Genomic DNA, 21,325 nt, shown 5'->3' with positions numbered 1-21,325 from the left:
ATACGCATGACCCTTTCTCACCACGTCGCGGTTATTACCAGCGATGAACAAGCCCTTATTGTCGCCAGCGACCTGGCCGAAGACTTCCGCCGCGACAGCGCCTTGCGTGACCGTGAACGCCGCCTGCCCCTGCCTGAACTGGACGTGTTTTCCCGCTCCGGCCTGTGGGGCATCAGCGTGCCCAAGGAGTTCGGCGGTGCCGGCGTTTCCAACGTCACCCTGGCCAAGGTCACGGCACTGATTGCCCAAGCGGATGCATCCTTGGGGCAGATCCCGCAGAACCATTTTTATGCCCTCGAAGTACTGCGGGTAAATGGCAGCCCGGCGCAGCAAAAACGCCTGTACGCCGAAGTCCTCGCCGGCCAGCGCTTCGGCAATGCGCTGGCGGAACTGGGCACCAAAACTGCCCATGACCGCATCACCAAGATCACCCGCGACGGTGACGGCTTCCGTATCACCGGCCGCAAGTTCTACTCGACCGGCGCGATCTACGCCCAACGCATTCCCACGTCTGTGGTGGACGAAAACGGCGTGCAGCAACTGGCCTTTGTCACCCGTGACAGCCAGGGCCTGACTGTGATCGACGACTGGAGCGGCTTCGGCCAGCGCACCACCGGCAGCGGTTCGGTGGTGTTCGATAACGTTTGGGTCGCGGCCCAGGACGTGATCCCGTTCCAGAGCGCCTTCGAACGCCCGACCACCGTCGGCCCGCTGGCGCAGATCCTTCACGCCGCCATCGACACCGGCATCGCCCGCGCGGCCTATGAAGATGCGCTGCACTTCGTGCGTACCAAGACCCGACCCTGGATCGATGCCACCAGCGACAAGGCAACGGAAGATCCGCTGACCCTGAAAAGCTTCGGCCACTTGAGCATCCGCCTGCACGCCACCGAAGCCCTGCTGGAGCGCTCCGGTGAATTCCTCGACCGCGCCCAGGCCGACAGCAATGCCGACACCGTCGCGGCCGCATCCATCGCCGTCGCTGAAGTGCGCGCCCTGAGCACCGAGATTTCCCTGGCCGCCGGCAGCACCCTGTTCGAACTCGCGGGCAGCCAGGCCACCCTCGCTGAACACGGCCTGGACCGCCACTGGCGCAACGCCCGGGTGCACACCCTGCACGACCCGGTGCGCTGGAAGTACCACGCTGTGGGCAATTACTACCTCAACGATGAAAACCCGCCACTGCGGGGGACTATCTGATGGCAAAGAAAAAGATCCTGCTCAATGCCTTCAACATGAACTGCATCGGGCACATCAACCATGGCCTGTGGACCCATCCACGGGACACTTCGACTCAATACAAGACCCTCGAATACTGGACCGAACTGGCACAGCTGCTGGAGCGCGGACTGTTCGACGGGCTGTTCATCGCTGACATCGTCGGGGTGTACGACGTCTACCAGAATTCGGTGGATGTGCCGCTCAAAGAGTCGATCCAGTTGCCGGTCAACGACCCGTTGCTGCTGGTCTCGGCCATGGCGGCGGTGACCAAACATCTCGGCTTCGGCCTGACCGCCAACCTCACCTACGAACCGCCGTATCTGTTCGCCCGGCGCATGTCGACCCTCGACCACCTGAGCCGTGGCCGGGTGGGCTGGAACATCGTCACCGGCTACCTCGACAGTGCCGCCAAGGCCATGGGCCTGACCGAGCAGGTCGAGCACGACCGGCGCTACGACCAGGCCGACGAATACCTGGAAGTGCTCTACAAGCTTTGGGAAGGCAGTTGGGAAAACGACGCGGTGATCAACGATCCGCAGGCGCGGGTGTATGCCCAGCCGGAGAAGGTGCACAAGGTCGAGCACAAGGGCGAGTTCTATCAGGTCGAGGGCTATCACCTGTGCGAGCCATCGCCGCAACGCACACCGGTGCTGTTCCAGGCGGGCAGTTCGGACCGTGGCTTGCTGTTCGCCGGGCGCCACGCCGAGTGCGTATTCATCAGTGGGCAGAACAAGGCCTCGACCAAAATCCAGGTGGACAAGGTGCGCGCCAGCGCCGTGGAAGCCGGGCGTAACCCGGACGACATCAAGGTGTTCATGGGGCTGAACGTGATTGTCGGCGCCACCGAAGAAGCCGCGTGGGCCAAGCACGCCGAGTACCTGAGCTACGCCAGTGCGGAAGCCGGCGTGGCGCATTTCTCGGCGTCCACGGCGATTGATTTTTCCCAGTACGAAATCGATGAACCGATCCAGTACGTGAAGAGCAACGCCATCCAGTCCGCGACCAAAAACCTGCAAAACAACGACTGGACCCGGCGCAAATTACTGGAGCAACACGCCCTCGGCGGCCGCTACATCACCCTGGTGGGCTCGCCGGCACAGGTGGCGGATGAACTTGAATCATGGATCAGCGAAACCGGCCTGGATGGCTTCAACCTGACGCGCATCGTTACCCCGGAAAGCTACGTCGACTTTATCGAACTGGTGATACCGGAGCTGCAGCGTCGGGGCTCGTACAAGACCGCGTATGACTCCGGGACGCTGCGGGAAAAAGTGTTCCACCACTCAGCGCACTTACCTGAACAACACATCGGCTCCTCCTACCGCCACTGAACCCTGTAGGAGCGAGCTTGCTCGCGAGAATCGTCAACGATAACGCGGGGCACCTGACACCCCGTGGCGCATTCAAGTTTTTCGCGAGCAAGCTCGCTCCTACAATTGGAAATCCAATATGAAAAAAACATTGCTCAGCCACTCAGTCAAAGCACTGGCCCTCGCCCTCGGACTCTTCAGCTCGGCGGTATTCGCCGCTGACGCTCCTTTGAAAGTCGGCACCACCGCCGCCTTCGCGATTCCCCTGGAGGCCGCCGTCGAAGAGGCCGGCAAACAGGGTTTGAAAGTCGAACTGGTGGAGTTCACCGATTGGATCGCGCCCAACGTCAGCCTGGCGGCCGGCGATATCGACGTGAACTACTTCCAGCACATCCCGTTCCTGGAAAATGCCAAGGCCGCCGCCGGGTTTGACCTGGTGCCGTTCGCCCCGGGGATCATCAACAACGTCGGCCTGTATTCGAAGAAGTACAAAAACTTCAACGACCTGCCTCAAGGCGCAACGGTGGCGATTGCCAACGACCCGATCAACAGCGGCCGCGGCCTGCAGTTGCTGGCCAAGGCGGGCTTGATCACCCTCAAGCCGGGCGTGGGCTACAAGGCCACCGAAGAAGACATCGTCACCAACCCGAAGAAGATCAAGATCCTGCAAGTGGAAGCCGTGCAACTGGTGCGCGCCTATGACGACGCCGACCTGGTGCAGGGCTACCCGGCGTATATCCGCCTGTCCAAGACCTTCGATCCTGAGTCGGCCTTGCTGTTCGACGGCATCGACCACAAGGAATACGTGATCCAGTTCGTGATCCAGCCGAAGAGCAAAACCGACCCGCGCCTGATCAAGTTCATCGACATCTACCAGCACTCGCCGGTGGTACGCGCCGCCCTGGATAAATCCCTTGGCAAGCTCTACCAAGTCGGCTGGGAAGGCTGAACATGAGCGCCGCCACAGCACAACGACGCGAGACGCAACCACCGCACCTGGACGCGCAGCAGACCGAGCTGCATCCGGCGCTGAACCATGCCCACGTGCGATTCATCAACCTCGGCAAGACCTATGACGGCCAGGTCGTGCCCGCCCTGCAAGGCATCGACCTGGCAATCCAGCGCGGTGAAGTCTTCGGCATCATCGGCCGCAGCGGCGCCGGCAAGTCGTCGCTGATCCGCACCATCAACCGCCTGGAACAACCGAGCAGCGGCCGGGTGTTGATTGACCAGGTCGACATCGGCGACTTCGACGAAGACCACCTGGTAGCCCTGCGCCGGCGCATCGGCATGATCTTCCAGCACTTCAACCTGATGTCGGCCAAGACCGTGTGGCAGAACGTCGAACTGCCGCTGAAAGTCGCGGGCGTGCCCAAGGAGCAGCGCGAGAAAAAGGTGCGCGAGCTGTTGGAGCTGGTGGGTTTGCAGGACAAGCACAAGGCCTATCCGGCGCAGCTGTCCGGCGGGCAGAAACAGCGGGTGGGCATTGCCCGTTCGCTGGTGCATGACCCGCAGATTCTGTTGTGTGATGAAGCCACTTCGGCGCTTGACCCGGAGACCACCCAGTCGATCCTCGGCCTGCTGCGGGAGATCAACAAACGCCTGGGCCTGACCATCGTGTTGATCACCCACGAAATGGCCGTGATTCGCGAAATCTGCGACCGCGTCGTGGTGCTGGAACACGGCCACGTAGTAGAGCAAGGCCCGGTGTGGGAAGTGTTTGGCAACCCGCAGCACGACGTCAGCAAGACCCTGCTGGCTCCGCTGCAACACGGCTTGCCTGAAGAGTTGCAAAGCCGCCTGCAGGCCAATCCGACCTCAAAGGACGCCGCCGTGGTGCTGCGCTTGCAACTGACCGGCAGTGCCGAAGACGAACCCGACCTGGCCGCGCTGTTCAGCGCCCTCGGCGGGCGCGTGCGCTTGCTGCAAGGCGGCGTGGAGCGCATTCAGGGCCATGCGTTGGGGCAATTGCTGCTGGCGGTGAGCGGCTCGGCCCTGACCGCTGAAGAACTGCGCACCCGCGCCGGGCGCTGGGCACAACAGGTGGAGGTGCTGGGCTATGTGGTTTGATCGTTTATTGCAGGGCGCCATCGACACGCTGTTGATGGTCGGTGTGTCGTCGCTGATCGCGTTGCTGGTGGGGATTCCGCTGGCAGTGTTCCTGGTGACCAGCGACAAGGGCGGCATCTATCAGGCGCCCGCGTTGAACCGGGTGCTGGGGGCGTTCGTTAACCTGTTCCGCTCGATTCCGTTTCTGATTCTGATGGTGGCGCTGATCCCGTTCACCCGGCTGATCGTCGGCACCACCTATGGCGTGTGGGCTGCGGTGGTGCCGTTGACCATCGCAGCCACGCCGTTCTTTGCGCGGATCGCCGAAGTCAGCTTGCGCGAAGTCGATCACGGCTTGATCGAGGCGGCGCAGGCCATGGGTTGCCGGCGCTGGCATATCGTCTGGCATGTGCTGCTGCCGGAGGCGCTGCCGGGGATTGTCGGCGGATTCACAATTACCCTGGTGACGATGATCAACTCCTCCGCCATGGCCGGGGCGATTGGTGCCGGTGGGCTGGGAGATATTGCCTACCGCTATGGTTATCAGCGCTTTGATACGCAGATCATGCTGACGGTGATTGTGCTGCTGGTGATTCTGGTGGCGGTGATTCAGTTGGGCGGCGATCGGTTGGCCAGGGTTCTGAACAAGAGGTGAGGTATAGTCGGGCCATCTCAGCGCCCGGTATTGCCCGCCATGAAACTCGCCCCCGACGACCTCGACCAGATCACCTCCACCACCCTCGGCCACTACAACAAAGTGGCCGAGGATTTTCGTGAAGGCACCCGTGACCACGACGTGAGCCAGAACATTGATGCGTTGTTGCGGCATATCCAGGGCGACGCGCCGTTTACCGTACTGGATTTCGGCTGCGGGCCGGGGCGGGATTTGCAGACGTTTACTCGCATGGGCCACATCGCCGTGGGGCTCGATGGTTCGGAGCGCTTCGCGCAGATGGCCCGGGAAGACAGCGGCTGTGAAGTGCTGCAACAGGACTTCCTGAAGCTGGACTTACCCGCCGGACGTTTCGACGGGATCTTCGCCAACGCGGTGCTGTTTCATATTCCCAAGCAGGAGTTGCCGCGCATTCTTGGACAGCTTCACGGGGCACTGAAGGTCGGTGGCGTGTTGTTCAGCTCAAACCCTCGGGGTGAAAACCAGGAAGGCTGGAACGGGCCGCGGTATGGCTCGTATCACGACTTGCAGGCCTGGCAGGCGCTGCTGACGGCGGCGGGTTTTGTGGAATTGGAGCATTACTACCGGCCCGCCGGGTTGCCTCGGGAACAGCAGCCGTGGCTGGCTAGTGTGTGGCGCAAGCTGTAGTTCTTTGTTGTTTGGGCTTACGCCTTCGCGAGCAAGCCCGCTCCCACATTTTGGAATGCATTCCCCTGTGGGAGCGGGCTTGCTCGCGAAAGACTCACAGCCACCACTAATCCACCTGATACACCACCGCCTGCGCGCCAGGCACAAAAGCCCTAATACGCCCCTCAACAAAATTCGCCACCAACCGCGTCCCATCAGCAAACGTGGTCTGCTCCCACATTTTGGAATGCATTCCCCTGTGGGAGCGGGCTTGCTCGCGAAAGACTCACAGCCACCCCTAATCCACCTGATACACCACGGCCTGAGCGCCAGGCACAAAAGCCGTAATACGCCCCTCAACAAAATTCGCCACCAACCGCGTCCCATCAGCAAACGTGGTCTGCTGCACCTGTTTATCTTCGGTCAGCCAGCGAAAATCCGTCATGGCCTGAGTCGCCAACCGCTCATGCAGCGGCCGGAAGAACCCATCCTGGCGCTGAATCACCGGCAAGCGCTGCTTCACCGTCGCCGCACTCAGGTGATACAGCGGCGGCACGTTGTAGAGCAGTTGCGTCAGTTCGTTCTCGGCCCGCACATTGCTCAGTTTCAGGCTGTCGAACAGCCAATGGTGGGTGGTGATCACCGAGCCATGGAACACCGCCTGATACAGCGGCAGGCGCATCGCCGGGTCAAAGTAGACCGTGCGAAACGGCTCTTTCAACGGCACCGACTTGAAGAACACCGCCGGCTGTTCCGGCGGGTACCAGGCCCCGACGTAATACGGCGACTGCTTGTCCTGGGTCATCTCCCGATCCCCCCAGCCCAACACCGGTGTTTGCATACCGTGGGCAAACAGGATGCCTCGGGCGGTGATCGCATTGCCGTCTTCGGAACCTGCCGGCAACTTGAGCACCGTACTGATCCAGCGAGATGCATCGATATTGCCTTCGGCGTTTTGGGCCTGGGACATGCTGGCGCCCGTGCGGTAACTGTCGAACAACATGCTGGTGGCGTAGGCATCGAGAAACCAGGCGTTGAACCCGGACTTGGCCTGCACCGCCTTGATCCGCGCCTCCAGCAATGGCCGTACGCAACGCGGGTCGGTGTAGTGGCCGGACTTCTGGAAGCCTGTCTTCAACTGGCCGCCCTTCAACACGATCGCGCACTCGCCGTAAGCCTTGCTGCCCAGGTGCGCGGTGGTCCAGTCGGGGTTTTCGGTGGCGGACAAGGCCGTTTCATAAGAGTCGTAGGGCGCCATCAGGTAACCGGCATCGACACCGGCCTTCACGGCCTCAGGATGCCAGAGCCCGCCTTCCCAGCCTTCGCCCTGGGTCACCAGCAAGCGCTTGAGACCGGCGCCTTTCAGCGCGTTGGTGACGGACAAGGTGTTGCCCCAAGTCTCAGGCGTGGCGCTCAAGGCACCCGCAAAAGCCACGGCCAACTCGCGACGCAGCGCACCATAGCCGTCAGCGAGTTGGGTCATATTCGGCTCGGTGGAGGGCTGCCAGGCCTGCCGGGCTTTTGTGTTGATCGCCGCGTTCAGGCCGCGCAGCAGGACAGCCTGCTCATACGGTTTCTTGACCTGTCGAACCTGCGCCGCCTCTTTGTCCAGCAAGCCATTCAACTCAGCTGCCAGCCCTTTGCCGCTGCGCAGCAGTTTGAGCAGCTGAGGCCAGTCCCGAACATCGCGCGGGGCCAGCAGGTCATTGCCCCACAGGTAGATATGGCTGGCGCCCAGCAGTTTTTCCGCTTCCGGGGTTTGCCGCAGTTTGTCTGCCAACGGCTCATAACGTCCCTGCTCCACCAGCCACTGGCGATAACGCTTGGCGCCGGCCAACGGGTCGCTTTCGCCCAGGTGCAACAGCAGGGTCATCGGCGCGGCGGGGTCCAGCGTGGTGAATTCATGGAAGGCGGACAACACCAGCCCTTTACCGTCGGCCTGCCAGTGCAAACGGTTGTTGTAAGGATTGGTCATCAGCCAGTTGAGGGTGAACGTGCCGTGGTCCACCCCCCACAGCGGCAGGCTGAGGTCCTGGGTGGTGTTGACGTCGCCCTGTTCCAGCAGGAATTTTTGCCACACGGCATTGCCCGCCGGCACGTAGTGCCCTTCGGCCAGGGGCCAGATCAGGCCGTTGCCCATGGCGCTGGCGGGTTGCCGCAGGATCGCCAACTCACCGGCATCACGGGCGGTGATCGTCAGGGCGAGATCCCGTTGATCGAGGGTGGCGCTCAGGCGATAGGCGCCATCGTCCCATTGCCAACTGGCCTGGCTGGCGCTTTGGGAGAGTTGGTTGACCCTGTGCGCAGGGACTCCGCTTGAAGCCTGCACGGCGGTCTTGTCGCTGGGAGTGACATGGATCGCGAGAGTCGCCGGGTCCAGCTCTACGCGCCACAGGACGTTCTCCAGCACCGTGCCGGCAAGGGCCACGGGCGACAGCAACAAGGTACAAACCAGCAGGAAACAACGCATGGGGCAGGCCTTGGCAAAGGATCAGGCCCGGAGGGTAAAACAATTGACCGGGCGCCAAGTGCAAAAAAATGTTTCAGGAAACATTCCCACGTCCATGTAGGAATGTCAGCGCAGTGGCTGTCAGGCGTTTTCTTTCTTCGGCTCGCGAATCTTGTACCAGGCCACATACAGCGCCGGCAAAAACAGCAGCGTCAGCAAGGTGGCGATGATGATCCCGCCGATCATCGCATAGGCCATCGGCCCCCAGAACACTTCCCGGGCAATCGGGATCATGCCCAGGCTGGCCGCCGCCGCGGTCAGCAGGATCGGCCGGCGCCGGTGTTCGGTGGCTTCCACCACCGCGTCCCACGGCGTGTAGCCGTCGCGCTCGTAGGCGTCGATCTGGGTCACCAGAATCACCGAGTTACGGATGATGATGCCGATCAGCGCGAGGATCCCGAGGATCGCCACAAAGCCCATGGGCGTGCCCGTGGGAATCAGCGCCAACACCACACCAATCAGCCCCAATGGCGCGACGCTGGCCACCAGGAACATCTTCTGCACGCTGTGCAGCTGGATCATCAGGAAGGTCGCCATCAAGAACAGCATCAGCGGCACCACCTTGGCAATCGGCCCCTGGGCCTTGCCGCTTTCTTCCACGGTGCCGCCGGTGGCGACCTTGTAGCCCACCGGCAACGCGGCGCTGAACTTGTCGATTTCCGGCTTGAGCTGTTTCACCAGGTCGGTCGGCTGCATGTCGTCGCGCACCGCCGCCTTGATGGTGATGGTCGGTTTGCGGTCGCGACGCCACACCAACGGCTGTTCAAGCTCATAGCGCACGGTGGCAAACGCCAGCAGCGGAATCGAGGTGCCATTGGGCGTGACGATCTGCAGGTTCTGCAAAGTCTCCGGCGTACCGCGCTCGGCATCTTCGGCGCGGCCAACCACATTGATCAGGTAGATATCGTCATGCACCTGGGTCACCGACGCACCGCTGACCACGCTGTTCATCAACTGCGCCACGTCTTCCGACGACAGCCCCAATTGCCGCGCCTTGTCCTGGGCGATGTCGACCCGCAGGACTTTGCCGGGCTCGTTCCAGTCGTAGATGATTTCGCCCATGTGGGTATTTTTATCGAGCATGGTCGCCAGCTCGATCGCGTGTTTGCGCACTTGGTCGATGTCCTTGCCAGACACCCGATACTGGATCGGACGCCCCACCGGCGGCCCCATTTCCAGCGGCTGCACGAAGCTGCCCACGCCGACAAAATCTTCCCGCAGGCGTTTTTGCAGGCGCGCAATCAAGGCGCCACGCTCTTCCAGGCCCTTGCTGACGATCACCAGTTGCGCGTAGTACGGGTTCTCCAGTTGCTGGTCCAGCGGCAGGTAGAAACGGATCGCGCCCTCGCCGATATAGGTGCTCCAGCGGGCGATGTCCGGGTCGTCCTTGATGATCGCCTCAAGACGGTCGACGGCCTTGCGGGTCTCGTTGATCGAGGCGTTTTGCGGCAGGTTGAGGTCGACGAGAATTTCCGGGCGGTCCGAGGACGGGAAAAACTGGTTCTGCACGAACTGCATGGAAAACACCGACGCCACAAACAACAGCACGGTAATGCCGATGGCCCACCAGCGGTTGCGCATCGCCCACAGCATGCCGCCATTGAACGCCCGGCCCACCCGGCCCGGCTCGGCGTTATGAGGTTTTACCTTGCTGCTGAGGATATGCACCCCGAGCACCGGCGCGAACAACACCGCGACCACCCACGACACCAGCATCGCCACGGCAATCACCGCAAACAGCGTGAAGGTGTACTCACCCGCCGAACTGGCATTAAGGCCAATCGGCACAAAACCGGCGACGGTCACCAGCGTACCGGTCAACATCGGGAACGCCGTAGAGGTGTAGGCGAAGGTCGCCGCCTGCTCCTTGGTTTCGCCTTTTTCCAGGCGCGTGATCATCATCTCCACGGTGATCATCGCGTCGTCCACCAACAAGCCGAGGGCGATGATCAAGGCACCCAGCGACACCCGCTGCATGGTGATGCCGCTGTATTCCATGAACACAAACACCAGCGCCAGCACCAGTGGAATCGAGCACGCCACCACCAACCCGGCACGCACGCCGAGGCTGATAAAGCTCACCACCAGCACGATGATCACCGCTTCAAACAACGCGCTGGTGAAGCCGCCGACGGCCTCTTCCACCACTTCTGCCTGATCGGAAACCTTGTGCACACCCACACCCACCGGCAGGTCGGCGGTCAGCTCGTCCATTCGTTTGTGCAGGGCCTTGCCGAAATCCTGGATGTTGCCGCCCTTCTGCATGGCGATGGCCAAGCCGATGGCGGGCTTGCCGTTGAAGCGGAACATCGGCGTCGACGGGTCGACATAGCCACGGGTGATTTCCGCGACATCGGCCAAGCGATAGAAACGGTCATTGAGCCGCAGATTGACGTTGGCCAGGTCCTTCTCCGAGGCGAACTGCCCGGAGGTGCGCACCGAAATCCGCTCCGGCCCCGCCTCGATCACACCGGCCGGGGTCACCGCGTTCTGCGATTGCAGGCTCTGCACCACCTGGCGCTGATCAATCCCCAGAGCCGCGAGTTTGCGGGTGGAGAAATTCAGGTAAATCACTTCGTCCTGCTGGCCGATCATCTCGACCTTGCCCAGCCCCGGCACCGAACGAATCTCGGCGCGCGCTTGCTCGACGTAGTCGCGCAACTGGCGCATCGACAAGCCATCGGCGGTAAAGGCGTAGATAGAGCCGAATACATCACCGAACTCGTCGTTGAACGCCGGCCCCTGTAAACCCTGGGGGAAACTGCCGCGGATGTCGTCGATCTTCTTGCGTACCTGGTACCAGATCTCCGGGATCGCCTTGGCGCTGGTGGTGTCCTTGAGGAACACAAACACCGTTGACTCACCGGGCCGGGTGTAGCTTTTCACGTAGTCGAGGGAGTCCAGCTCTTCGAGTTTTTTCTCGATGCGGTCGGTGACCTGCTTCAGGGTCTCTTCCTGGGTCGCGCCCGGCCAACGGGTCTGGATCACCATGGTCTTGATGGTGAACGACGGGTCTTCCTCGCGGCCGAGGTTCATGTACGAGAACACGCCCATCAGCAGCGCGACGAACATCAGGTACCAGACGAAGGACTGATGCTTGAGGGCCCAGTCGGATAAGTTGAAGCTCCCTTTCATCGCGGGCTGTCCTCGTCGATTTTGACTTTTTGCCCGGGCTTCAGGCTGTTCACGCCGGCACTCACCACGCGCTCGCCGGGCTTGACGCCAGCGTTGAGCAAGGCGCTGTCGGCGTCACGGCTGACGATGGTGACGTCACGGGGTTGTACGGTCTGGCTTTGGGTGTCGATCACCCAGATGCGGGTCTTGCCGTCGGCTTCCTGCAAGGCGCTGAGGGGCAGTTCAATACGCGGAGCGATGGCTGAGCTCAAGGTCACGCTGATGGCGGTGCCGAGGCGAAACGCAGGCGGCGTTTCGGCCAGGGTCAGGCGGGCGCGACGGGTGCGGGTGGCGCTTTGGGCCTGGGGTTCGATCTCGCGCACGGTGGCAGTCGTGCTGATGTTCGGGTCCATTTGCCCGGCGACCAGGAACACCACATCCGGCGGCAGGCGCTCGGCGAGGCCGGCGGGCAAGTCGATGACGGCCTCCTTGACGTCGGGACGCGCCAGGGTCACCACTTGCTGACCGGCGCTGACCACCTGGCCGGCCTCGGCATTCCACGCGGTGACGATGCCCGCGTGGTCGGTGCGCAGTTCGCTGTAGTTGAGCTGGTCCTTGGCCTGGTTGACCGAAGCCTTGGCTTGGTCGAGGGAGGCCTGGGTGGTTTTCAGGTCGGTCTGGGCGATGTCCAGTTGGGCCTGGGCGCCGACGCCACGGCTGAACAGTTCCTGCTGGCGGCGGGCATTGGCCTGGGCGTTGATCCACTGCGCTTGCACGCGAGCCAGGTCACCCTGGGCAGCACGCAACTGGTTCTGTTGATCGGTGGGGTCGAGCACGGCCAGCAACGCGCCCTGCTCCACTTCGGCACCCACGTCGACGGCGCGCCGCGCAATGCGCCCGGGCACACGGAAACCCAGGTTGCTTTCATAACGGGCCTGGACCGTACCGGCGAAGCGGCCGAGGTTTTCCTGGTCTTCGGACTTCACTTCAATCGACAGCACCGGGCGCACCGGTTCCGGCGCAGGTTCTTCCTTGGAGCACGCCATCAACAGCAGGCTGGCAGCGAGCAATACCGTCAGCCGCTTCATGGCTGCACTCCTTGGGCCTGAGCCTGATCCGGCGGCTGGGCGATTTCCACGATCATGCCGGGGTTCAGCAATTGGCCGCCGGCCACCACGACTTTTTCACCGCCCTTGAGGCCGTCGCTGATGATCACCTTGCCGGTGAGATAACGCGCGACCGTGACCTTGTGCAGTCGCGCCTTGCCGTCGCCGTCAATCAGCCAGACAGCCGGCGCGCTGATGTCTTTGGTCAAGGCAGCCCACGGCAACTCGATGCTGGCCTTGGCCGGCCCGTTGGCGGTGGCGCTGACCACCGAGCCCAGTTGCATGCCCTTGGGCAGCGCGTCGAGGGCGATTTTGACTTGCACCGTGCCGGTATTCGCAGCCACGGCCGGGGTGACTTCGCGGACCTTGCCCACGGCGGTAATCTGCGGGTTTTCCAGTAGGCTGACGGTGATCGGTTTGTCCGGCGGCGGCTCTACCAGCAGCGACTCATAGACGTTGAACACCGCATCGCGCTCACCATCCCTAGCCAGGCTGAAGATCGGCACGGTGGCCTGCACCACTTGGCCGACCTCGGCCTGGCGCGCGGTGATGATGCCCGGCGCGTCGGCAATCAGCGACGTGTAGCCCAACTGCTCACGGGCATTGGCCAACTGCGCCTGGGCGGCGGTCAACGCGCTTTGACTGCTGCGCAACGCGGCCTGGGCGGAGTCGTATTCGCTGCGGCTGGTGTAGCCCTTGGGCAGGAGTTTTTCCTGGCGCAAAAACGCGGCGGCAGTCTGTTTGACCCGCGCCTGTTCGGCGACCACCTGGGCCTGGGCGGAGTCGACGTTGGTCTGCAAATCTTTCGGGTCGAGCTTGGCCAGCACTTGCTTGGCGCTGACGCGGTCACCGACATCCACCATGCGCTGGATGATCTTGCCGCCAACGCGGAACGACAGATCGGTCTGCACCCGCGCCTGGATATCGCCGGTCAAGGTCACGGCGGCGGCAAAGTCGGTGGACTTCACGGTCTGCACGAACACCCGGGAATGTTCCTTGGGTTCGGCTTTTTCCTGGCCGCAACCGCTCAACAGCGCCAGCAAGCCAAGGCCGAGGATAATAAATGTGGAGTTGGGACCGCCCATGCAGGCTCCTTTTGCGTGATGCCGCCGTGCCAGTGTCTATGCGACTGTGAGCTTAGAACAGGGTTCCTTATCTGCATGGAGAATCCCATACTCCAATGGTTCCCTCGCCGATAATTTTTCCCATGCTCAAGACCCTCGCGGTGGCCAATTACCGCTCGATCAACAAATTGGTGGTGCCGCTGGATCGGTTGAACCTGATCACCGGCCCCAATGGCAGCGGTAAATCCAACCTGTACCGCGCCCTGCGGCTGCTGGCGGAGACGGCCCAAGGCGGCGTGATCAACGCACTGGCCCGCGAGGGTGGGCTGGATTCAACCTTCTGGGCCGGGCCGGAAAGCATCAGTCGGCGCATGCTCAGTGGTGAAGTCGCGGTGGAGCCCATCGTGCGCCAGGGCGCCAAGCGTTTGCGCCTGGGGTTTGCCGGAGAGGATTTCAGCTACGCGATTTCTCTGGGCTTGCCTGAGCCCGGCGAGTCTTATTTCTCCCTGGACCCGGAGATCAAGAAAGAATGCATCTGGGCCGGGCATGTATTTCGCCCCGCGAGCCTGCTGGTGCAGCGCTCCGGCCCGATGGTGCGCGCCCGCGATGGCCGAGCCTGGGATGTACTGGCCCAGCACACGCCGAACTACCACAGCCTGTTCGACCAGGTCGGCAGCCTGCGGGGGTCGCCGGAGGTGTTGCTGCTGCGCGAAAGCATTCGTGGCTGGCGCTTTTATGATCACTTTCGCAGCGACGTCGACGCTCCGGTGCGCCAGCCGCAGCTGGGCACGCGCACGCCGGTATTGCATCACGACGGTCGGGATTTGGCGGCGGCGTTGCAGACCATTCGCGAGATTGGCGACCCGGAAGCCTTGCAACGGGCGATCAGCGATGCGTTTCCCGGCGCGCGGTTGAATATCCAGCCATTGCAAGGCGGACGCTTTGCCATCGAGTTTTATCAGGAAGGATTGCTGCGGCCGTTATCGGCGGCGGAGCTGTCGGACGGGACCTTGCGCTATTTGCTGCTGGTGGCGGCGCTGCTGACGCCGAGGCCACCGACGATGATGGTCCTGAACGAACCGGAAACCAGTTTGCACCCGGACCTGTTGCCAGCGTTGGCGCGCCTGATCATCCAGGTGTCGCAGCAGTGCCAGGTGTGGGTGGTGTCCCATGCCAGCCGCTTGATTGCGGCGTTGCAGCAGGATGAAGGGTGTAATTCGATCGTGCTGGAGAAGGTGATGGGGCAGACGCAGGTGGTGGGGCAGCGGGTGCTGGATCAGCCGGCGTGGCATTGGCCCAGTTAGGCGGTGCCTGTGAGGGCCTCTTCGCGAGCAAGCCCGCTCCCACATTTGTCCGCATTCCAAAGGTGGAACTCGGCCGAATGTGGGAGCGGGCTTGCTCGCGAAGACGGTAGATCAGTCACTCAATAGCTAACTGATCAGCCCTGCCACTTCCCGCCTTCAACAATCACGCTTTCAGGCTTGGTGTCATCGCTCAGTTCCTTGCGAACATACTGGTCATACAGCTTGAGCAGATACTTCTCCTCGCCCAGCTTGGCCAGCTCGGCATTCACCCAATCCCGCAGTTCGATGTTGCCCTTCTTCACCGCCGGTGCAATCGGTGCCTCGTCCCCCAGTTTCTGCTCCAGCACACGGTAGCCCGGGTTCTGCTTGGCCCAGCTGAACAGCACCAGGTTGTCTTGGGCATAGGCATCACCACGGCCGGCCGACAGCGCTTGCAGCGATTCGGAGTTTTTCTCGAACTTCAGCAGTTTCCAGTCCGGGTGGTTCTTGGTCAGCCAGATATCCGCGGTTGTACCGGTGGTGACGATGGTGGTGCGGGTCGCCAGGTCGTCCAGGTCTTTCACCGGGCTGGCGTTGGCCACCAGTGCCTGCACTGCCACTTTCAGGTTCGGGTTGGTGAAGTCCACCGCTTCCTTGCGCTCAGGCGTCACGGTCATGTTCGCGAGGATCAGGTCGACCTTGTCGCTTTGCAGGAACGGGATACGGCTCGCCGGTTCCACGGCAACGAATTCAACCTTGTTCTCGTCGCCCAGCAGGTCCTTGGCGAAGCGGCGGCCGATGTCGGTATCGAAGCCGACGTAGCGGCCGGACTCATCCACAAAACCAAATGGCGGTTTGTCGGTAAACACGCCGACGATCAGCTTGTCCCGCGCCTTGATCTTGTCGATGTAGCTCACCGCAGCCGGTGCCGGGGTGGCCGCAGCGGCCGTCTTGGCGGGCTCTTCGGTTTTATTGCAGCCGGCCAGCAAAGCGAGGCCGAACAGGGGGAATAACAACTTGGCAGTTTTCATAGCAGCTCCAATTCCTTGGTTCTTTTGGGCAGTGTTGAAACGAAGGAGAACTTCTCCAGGAACTGCTGCGCGCGTGCGGTTTGCGGGTTCGTAAAGAATGCCTCGGGGGTGTTTTGTTCAAGGATGCGGCCGGCCTCCATGAACACCACGCGGTCGGCGACGGCGCGGGCGAAGGCCATTTCATGGGTAACGATCAGCAGGGTCATGCCGTCCCGGGCCAGGCCCTGGATCACTTCCAGTACTTCCTTGACCATTTCCGGGTCGAGGGCAGCGGTGACTTCGTCAAACAGCATGACTTGAGGGTTCATGCACAACGAGCGGACGATGGCGATGCGTTGCTGCTGGCCGCCCGAGAGCTGGCGCGGATAGGCGTCACGCTTGTCCGAGAGGCCCACCCGTTCCAGCAGTTTTTCAGCCTGGGCACGGGCTTCGCGGGGTTCGCGTTTTTGCACTTTCAGCGGGCCGAGCAGGATGTTGTCGAGCACGCTCATGTGCGGGAACAGGTGATAACTCTGGAACACCATGCCCACGTCCTGGCGCACCTGGCGCCAGTCGGTGGCCTTGTCCAGCAGCTCCTTGCCGGCAAAACGCAGGCTGCCGCTGTGGGCCACTTCCAGGCCATTGAGGCACCGCAGCAAGGTGCTTTTGCCGCAACCGCTGGGGCCGAGGATCACCACCACTTCGCCGCTTTGCACGCTCAGGTCGATGCCCTTGAGCACCTGCTGGTCGCCGAAGTATTTGTTGAAACCCTGAAACTCGATCAATGCGCTCATGCTTGGGCCCAGCGCCGTTCCAGCACCTTGGAGGCGGCCGACAACGGGTAGCAGATAAAGAAGAAAAACAGGAACAGCGCGCCGTAGATCAACACTGACTCGTAGGTGCGCTCGATGATTTGCTGGCCAACCTTGATCACGTCCACCACACCGATCAGCACCGCCAGGGAGCTGGTCTTGATGATGCGGGTGTAGACATTGATGGTCGGCGGGGTCATGCGTTTCAGGGCCTGGGGCAGCAGCACGTAGCCGTACAGCTGCGGGTCCGACAGGCCAATCGACAGGCCGGCTTCACGCTGGCCGCGAGGCAACGAATGCAAGGCACCGCGCACCACTTCGCCGACTTCACTGGCGCCCCACAGCGACAACACCAGCACCGCGCACCAAAAGCTCGGGATACTCAGGCCAAAGAAAATCGGCAGGCCGAAGAACAGCAGGTACAGCCACACCAGCACCGGGATAGCGCGGAACAGCTCCAGGTAAATTCGCAGCACCAGGTTGATCGCTTTTGAATTCAGCGTGCGCAGCACGCCATACAACACGCCGCCGACGGTACTGAAGGCAATGCTCAAGAATGAGATCGACAGGGTTTGCGCAGCGCCCTTGCCCAGTTGCGGCAACGACACCCAGAGTAATTCAAGACCCGAACTGGCCATGCTGGAGCCTCCTTTCAAGGCGGCTGAGCAGCAGCGACAGCGGCAGGAATAACAGCACGCAGATCAACGTCAGCACCGCGAGCATTTCGTAGGTTTTGTAGTAGAGGGCGATGTAGCTTTTGGTGGTGTAGAGAATCTCCGGCACCGCCACCGCCGACACGATGGTGGTTTCCTTGAGCAGGAAAATGAAATTCGCAAACAGCGCCGGCAGGCTGAGGATCCCCGCTTGGGGCAGGATCACATGCCGCAGCAGCTGCCAGTGGGACAGGCCGATGGACTTGCCCGACTCGATCTGCGCCAGTGGCACCGCCTCGACCCCGGCGCGCAGCACTTCCGTGAGGTAGGCGCCGCCGAGAAAGGTCATGGTGATGATCGCTGCCCAGAACCCGGAAATGTTCAAGCCCAGGGCCGGCAACGCGAAGTAGACAAAAAACAGTTGGATCAGCAGCGGTGTGTTGCGCGCCAGCTCGACGTACAGCGCCACCAGGCGCCAGACGTAGGGCGTGCGAAATACCAGCAGCGCAGCATTGATCAAGGCCACCACTAACGAGGTGCCGATGGCGATCAGGCCGACTTGCAAGGTCACGCCCACGGCCTTGAGAAACGCAGGCAGCGTGCTGAGGATAAATGCGTAATCGAAGGTCATCTGAAATCCCTGACGCCGCAGGGGTAATGCGGCGTTGGTGCGGTCCGGTTCAACGTGGGTAACGCCGAGTAGCGCCGACTTTAAAGGTATAAAAAGTAAAATTTAAATACCAAAATAGCATATTGATATCACCCAAATAGATAACCGGCGGATTCGCGGTGCAGGCGGATGACAGCTACTGTTCCCGGGGAGGTAGGAAGGGTCTTTTTATCGGTGCTGCACTTCAGGGACAGGCAGCGCATGGCCAGACTGAGGGCCAATCAACAGGCGAGGGAATTAGCGATGAAAAAAGCAAAACCGATTGATCCGCAGGAACTGGTGAAGTGGCTGGTGGCGCTGCGCAGGGCCATCAATAGCCGAAATATCTGAGCTGACGCTGTACCCAATGTGGGAGCGGGCTTGCCCCGCGTTGGGCTGCAAAGCAGCCCCATCAATCTGCGGTGAACCCGACGGGGGACAAGCCCCCTCACCACAGCAAGCCCGCTCCCACATTTCGATTGCATTCCAGCCATAAAAAACGCCGACGCTGTAGAAGCCGTCGGCGTTTAAACCTTGAAGGAGGTTTTGGGGCTCGATCAGAACGCCGGCACGACGGCGCCGTTGTATTTCTTCTCGATGAAAGCTTTTACTTCAGGGCTGGTCAGAGCTTTGGCCAGCTTCTGGATCGCGTCGCTGTCTTTGTTGTCCGGGCGGGCAACCAGGAAGTTCACGTACGGCGACTTGGCGTCTTCGATGATCAGTGCGTCCTTGGCCGGGTTCAGACCCGCTTCCAGGGCGTAGTTAGTGTTGATCAGGTCCAGGTCAACCTGGTCCAGTACGCGCGGCAGCAGCGCCGATTCCAGCTCTTTGAATTTCAGGTTTTTCGGGTTGCTGGCGATGTCTTTCGGCGTGGCCAGGGCGTTGGTTGGATCTTTCAGGGTGATCACGCCAGCCTTTTGCAGCAGCAGCAAGGCACGACCGGAGTTGCTGCCTTCGTTCGGGATGGCCACGGTGGCGCCATCTTTCAGCTCAGAGATATTTTTGATCTTTTTCGAGTAACCACCGAAGGGTTCAACGTGCACACCGATGACGGTGACCAGGTTGGTGCCTTTACCCTTGTTGAAGTTTTCCAGGTACGGCAGGGTCTGGAAGTAGTTGGCGTCCAGACGCTTCTCGGCCACCTGCACGTTCGGCTGCACGTAGTCGGTGAAGACTTTGATTTCCAGGTCCACGCCTTCTTTGGCCAGGGTCGGCTTGACCAGCTCAAGGATCTCGGCATGCGGGATCGGGGTAGCGGCTACCACCAGTTTCTCGTTGGCCTGGGCGAAGCTTGCAGTCAGGGCAGCCGCCAGTGCGGTAAACAACAGAACCTTTTTCATGCAGTGTCCTTATCGAAAATCCGGGTCGTCTGGGACGGCCGCTTTTTTAGTGGATGCCAGCGAAGTGCTATCGCGGCGTGGAGCGGACAATACCGAGGTTTTTTATTCCAGAACAATACTTTTTATTCACTTTGATATTCCATTTTGCTCATACAGACCCCAACCCTTTCAATAGACGCTTCAACGCATCACGTTCAGCCTCGGTACCGCTGCTGAGGATCTGCCGCGCCTGATGTTCGATCTGCGTCACCGACGGCAGCGGCAGGTTCAAATGCTCCGGCAAAATCTCGTCGCCACTGCTGACCAACAGGGCAAAGTGAATCACGTTCTCCAACTCCCGCGTGTTCCCCGGCCAGGTGTGATGCTCCAACACGCGCTGGGCCTCGTCGCTGATCAGCGGCACCGGCAGGTCGAGGCGCTGGCTGTAGATGCCAAGGAAATACTCGGCCAGTGACAGGATATCGCCCACCCGCTCGCGCAGTGCCGGCAACTCCAACTGGCCTTCGCTGAGGTAATGGAACAAGCGCTCGTGAAACTTGCCGGCCGCTACGGCCTGGGCGAGGTCGATACTGGTGGCCGCCACCAGCCGCACATCCACCGGGCTTGGCTGATGGGCCCCGACGCGAGTGACTTCGTGGTTTTCCAACGCCGCCAGCAACTTGACCTGGATCGGCAACGGCAGGTCGCCGATTTCATCCAGGTACAAGGTGCCGCCGTTGGCCGAGCCAAACCAGCCGGCACGGCTACTGGCTGCACCGCTGTGGCTGCCTGCGGCATAGCCGAACAACTCGGCGTCGGCGTAAGTCGGGCTGATGGCGCCGCAATTGACCGAGACAAACAAACCGGTACGGTCGCTGCCACGGTGGATATGCCGCGCGAGCAATTCCTTGCCGCTGCCGGTTTCACCGCGGATCAACACGGGCAAGGCACGGGGGGCGAGGTTTTCGAGGTCTTCGCGCAGTTGCCGCGAACGTGGGTCGACAAATACCAGCGCCTTGGCACGAATGCTCAGGGGGCTTTTTTCGGCGTCGGGGAAGGTCAGCAGGGGCTGACCGAAGGTTTCATGCAGGCTCATGGCAGACTCCCGCCCCATCCACGAAGGGGAAGGGGCGTTTAAAAAATTTTATGCACGGCGCCGGGAGTGATGTTCCAGGCGATTTTGCAGGCGATAGAGGTAGGCGAAACCCTGTTCCCAGCGTTGATGGCCGGACTTCACATTGATATGCCCGGCCCCTGCGAGAATCCCCGCTTCGGCGCCCCAGTTACGCGCCAGTTCCAGGGCCCGGGTGGCGCTGACGGCGCTGTCGTTGTCGGAGCTGACAACCTGGCTTGGGAACGGCAGCAGGTCACTGGGGATGGGCGCAAAGTTACGCAGGGCGGGAGCGCAGGCAGGGCGTTCGACATCGGCCGGGGCCACCAGCAGAGCGCCGCGTACCTGACGCAGGAACTGCACCGGTGCGGTGGCGGCCCAATGGGCGACGGTGATGCAGCCCAGGCTATGGGCGATCAGAATCACCGGGGTGCTGTCGGCGGCGATGGCTTCGGCCAGTGCGGCCACCCAGTCTTCGCGGCGCGGGGTGAGCCAGTCGGCCTGCTCTACGCGCGCGCTGTTGGGCAGGCTGTTCTGCCAATGACTTTGCCAATGATCTTCTGGCGATCCTTGCCAGCCCGGCACGATCAGATAACGAATCGACTCGCTGTGCATGGGTGTGCCCTCCTGCAGCGTTTAACGTTGTGGGTCAGTATAGGCACGGGGTATATATTCGTTAAGGAATAAGAAGCTATTTATTAATAACCAAAATGTTTGTTGGAGGGTGCGGGGGGATTTAGGGGGTTGGGGGTACATATCCGTTATTTAGGTAACGGCTTCGATTGGTTCCGCTCTTACAGCGGCTCACTTTTGAA

The 21,325-nt window shown here is 61.5% G+C and carries 19 protein-coding genes and 1 pseudogene; 9 read left to right on the top strand and 11 right to left on the bottom strand.

Features of this window, described 5'->3' with window-relative positions; genetic code table 11:
* Positions 1–6 precede the first annotated feature (6 nt).
* The 7 genes and pseudogenes from SNL23_RS27590 to SNL23_RS27560 all read left to right on the top strand — a co-directional run bounded on the left by SNL23_RS27590 (position 7) and on the right by SNL23_RS27560 (position 5,901).
* Positions 7–1,200, top strand: a complete 1,194-nt coding sequence (locus SNL23_RS27590; protein WP_063033601.1) for an SfnB family sulfur acquisition oxidoreductase — start codon at positions 7–9, stop codon at positions 1,198–1,200.
* Positions 1,200–2,552, top strand: coding sequence for an LLM class flavin-dependent oxidoreductase (locus tag SNL23_RS27585; protein WP_318304287.1), 1,353 nt, complete (start codon positions 1,200–1,202; stop codon positions 2,550–2,552). Before SNL23_RS27590 ends, SNL23_RS27585 begins: the two co-directional genes overlap by 1 nt.
* Before the next feature lie 17 nt (positions 2,553–2,569).
* Positions 2,570–2,659: pseudogene (locus SNL23_RS27580) on the top strand (outer membrane lipoprotein carrier protein LolA); the annotation flags it as partial.
* A gap of 11 nt (positions 2,660–2,670) precedes the next feature.
* Positions 2,671–3,480, top strand: a complete 810-nt coding sequence (locus SNL23_RS27575) for a MetQ/NlpA family ABC transporter substrate-binding protein (protein ID WP_318304285.1) — start codon at positions 2,671–2,673, stop codon at positions 3,478–3,480.
* 2 nt (positions 3,481–3,482) lie between these two features.
* Positions 3,483–4,601: a methionine ABC transporter ATP-binding protein gene (locus tag SNL23_RS27570; RefSeq protein ID WP_318304284.1), complete on the top strand. Its 1,119-nt coding sequence runs from the start codon at positions 3,483–3,485 to the stop codon at positions 4,599–4,601.
* Positions 4,591–5,235: a methionine ABC transporter permease gene (locus tag SNL23_RS27565; protein ID WP_003211840.1), complete on the top strand. Its 645-nt coding sequence runs from the start codon at positions 4,591–4,593 to the stop codon at positions 5,233–5,235. The genes SNL23_RS27570 and SNL23_RS27565 overlap by 11 nt, the downstream gene beginning before the upstream one ends.
* A 39-nt stretch (positions 5,236–5,274) precedes the next feature.
* Positions 5,275–5,901: a class I SAM-dependent methyltransferase gene (locus SNL23_RS27560; protein ID WP_177028467.1), complete on the top strand. Its 627-nt coding sequence runs from the start codon at positions 5,275–5,277 to the stop codon at positions 5,899–5,901.
* A 277-nt stretch (positions 5,902–6,178) separates the two neighbouring features.
* Here the strand turns inward: SNL23_RS27560 and SNL23_RS27555 are convergent, their stop codons facing one another.
* The 4 genes from SNL23_RS27555 to SNL23_RS27540 form a co-directional block, all read right to left on the bottom strand.
* Positions 6,179–8,350, bottom strand: coding sequence for a glycoside hydrolase (locus SNL23_RS27555; protein WP_318304283.1), 2,172 nt, complete (start codon positions 8,348–8,350; stop codon positions 6,179–6,181).
* 120 nt (positions 8,351–8,470) lie between these two features.
* Positions 8,471–11,524: an efflux RND transporter permease subunit gene (locus SNL23_RS27550; protein ID WP_076018204.1), complete on the bottom strand. Its 3,054-nt coding sequence runs from the start codon at positions 11,522–11,524 to the stop codon at positions 8,471–8,473.
* Positions 11,521–12,591 carry an efflux RND transporter periplasmic adaptor subunit gene (locus SNL23_RS27545; RefSeq protein WP_318304282.1) on the bottom strand — a complete coding sequence of 357 codons (1,071 nt, stop codon included), beginning with the start codon at positions 12,589–12,591 and terminating at the stop codon, positions 11,521–11,523. The genes SNL23_RS27550 and SNL23_RS27545 overlap by 4 nt, the downstream gene beginning before the upstream one ends.
* Positions 12,588–13,694, bottom strand: a complete 1,107-nt coding sequence (locus SNL23_RS27540) for an efflux RND transporter periplasmic adaptor subunit (protein WP_318304281.1) — start codon at positions 13,692–13,694, stop codon at positions 12,588–12,590. Before SNL23_RS27540 ends, SNL23_RS27545 begins: the two co-directional genes overlap by 4 nt.
* 122 nt (positions 13,695–13,816) lie before the next feature.
* Between SNL23_RS27540 and SNL23_RS27535 the strand changes: the two genes are divergently transcribed.
* On the top strand, positions 13,817–14,977 hold the full coding sequence (locus SNL23_RS27535; RefSeq protein ID WP_318304280.1) for an AAA family ATPase: 1,161 nt from the start codon (positions 13,817–13,819) through the stop codon (positions 14,975–14,977).
* Positions 14,978–15,111: 134 nt separating this feature from the next.
* Here the strand turns inward: SNL23_RS27535 and SNL23_RS27530 are convergent, their stop codons facing one another.
* The 4 genes from SNL23_RS27530 to SNL23_RS27515 are packed head-to-tail and all read right to left on the bottom strand — an operon-like array spanning position 15,112 to position 18,062.
* Positions 15,112–15,987 (bottom strand): transporter substrate-binding domain-containing protein, encoded by an 876-nt coding sequence (locus SNL23_RS27530; RefSeq protein ID WP_076018208.1) that lies wholly within the window; start codon positions 15,985–15,987, stop codon positions 15,112–15,114.
* A complete protein-coding gene (locus tag SNL23_RS27525; protein WP_219272056.1) occupies positions 15,984–16,760 on the bottom strand; it encodes an amino acid ABC transporter ATP-binding protein in 777 nt (258 codons plus the stop codon). The genes SNL23_RS27530 and SNL23_RS27525 overlap by 4 nt, the downstream gene beginning before the upstream one ends.
* Positions 16,757–17,416 (bottom strand): amino acid ABC transporter permease, encoded by a 660-nt coding sequence (locus SNL23_RS27520; protein ID WP_063033610.1) that lies wholly within the window; start codon positions 17,414–17,416, stop codon positions 16,757–16,759. Before SNL23_RS27520 ends, SNL23_RS27525 begins: the two co-directional genes overlap by 4 nt.
* Entirely contained in the window at positions 17,397–18,062 is a 666-nt protein-coding gene (locus tag SNL23_RS27515; protein WP_063033611.1) for an amino acid ABC transporter permease, read from the bottom strand. Before SNL23_RS27515 ends, SNL23_RS27520 begins: the two co-directional genes overlap by 20 nt.
* Positions 18,063–18,230: 168 nt before the next feature.
* On the opposite strand from SNL23_RS27515, the gene SNL23_RS27510 reads away from it, so the two are divergent.
* The gene (locus SNL23_RS27510; protein WP_318304276.1) at positions 18,231–18,431 is read left to right on the top strand and encodes a hypothetical protein; all 201 of its coding nucleotides are present in this window, start codon (positions 18,231–18,233) and stop codon (positions 18,429–18,431) included.
* 206 nt (positions 18,432–18,637) lie between these two features.
* Here the strand turns inward: SNL23_RS27510 and SNL23_RS27505 are convergent, their stop codons facing one another.
* The 3 genes from SNL23_RS27505 to SNL23_RS27495 all read right to left on the bottom strand — a co-directional run bounded on the left by SNL23_RS27505 (position 18,638) and on the right by SNL23_RS27495 (position 21,125).
* Complete coding sequence (locus tag SNL23_RS27505; protein WP_010168878.1) at positions 18,638–19,420, bottom strand: MetQ/NlpA family ABC transporter substrate-binding protein; 783 nt, start codon at positions 19,418–19,420, stop codon at positions 18,638–18,640.
* Between the two features lie 148 nt (positions 19,421–19,568).
* Positions 19,569–20,495, bottom strand: coding sequence for a sigma 54-interacting transcriptional regulator (locus SNL23_RS27500; RefSeq protein WP_258343156.1), 927 nt, complete (start codon positions 20,493–20,495; stop codon positions 19,569–19,571).
* Positions 20,496–20,543: 48 nt separating this feature from the next.
* The gene (locus SNL23_RS27495) at positions 20,544–21,125 is read right to left on the bottom strand and encodes an alpha/beta hydrolase (protein WP_010168877.1); all 582 of its coding nucleotides are present in this window, start codon (positions 21,123–21,125) and stop codon (positions 20,544–20,546) included.
* Between the last annotated feature and the right edge of the window lie 200 nt (positions 21,126–21,325).

Source organism: Pseudomonas sp. SED1 (genome assembly GCF_034044025.1).
In the GTDB taxonomy this organism is placed as follows: Bacteria; Pseudomonadota; Gammaproteobacteria; order Pseudomonadales; family Pseudomonadaceae; genus Aquipseudomonas.
Note: the sequence above shows the minus strand (reverse complement) of the source record. Positions and strands in the feature narration are given on the sequence as shown.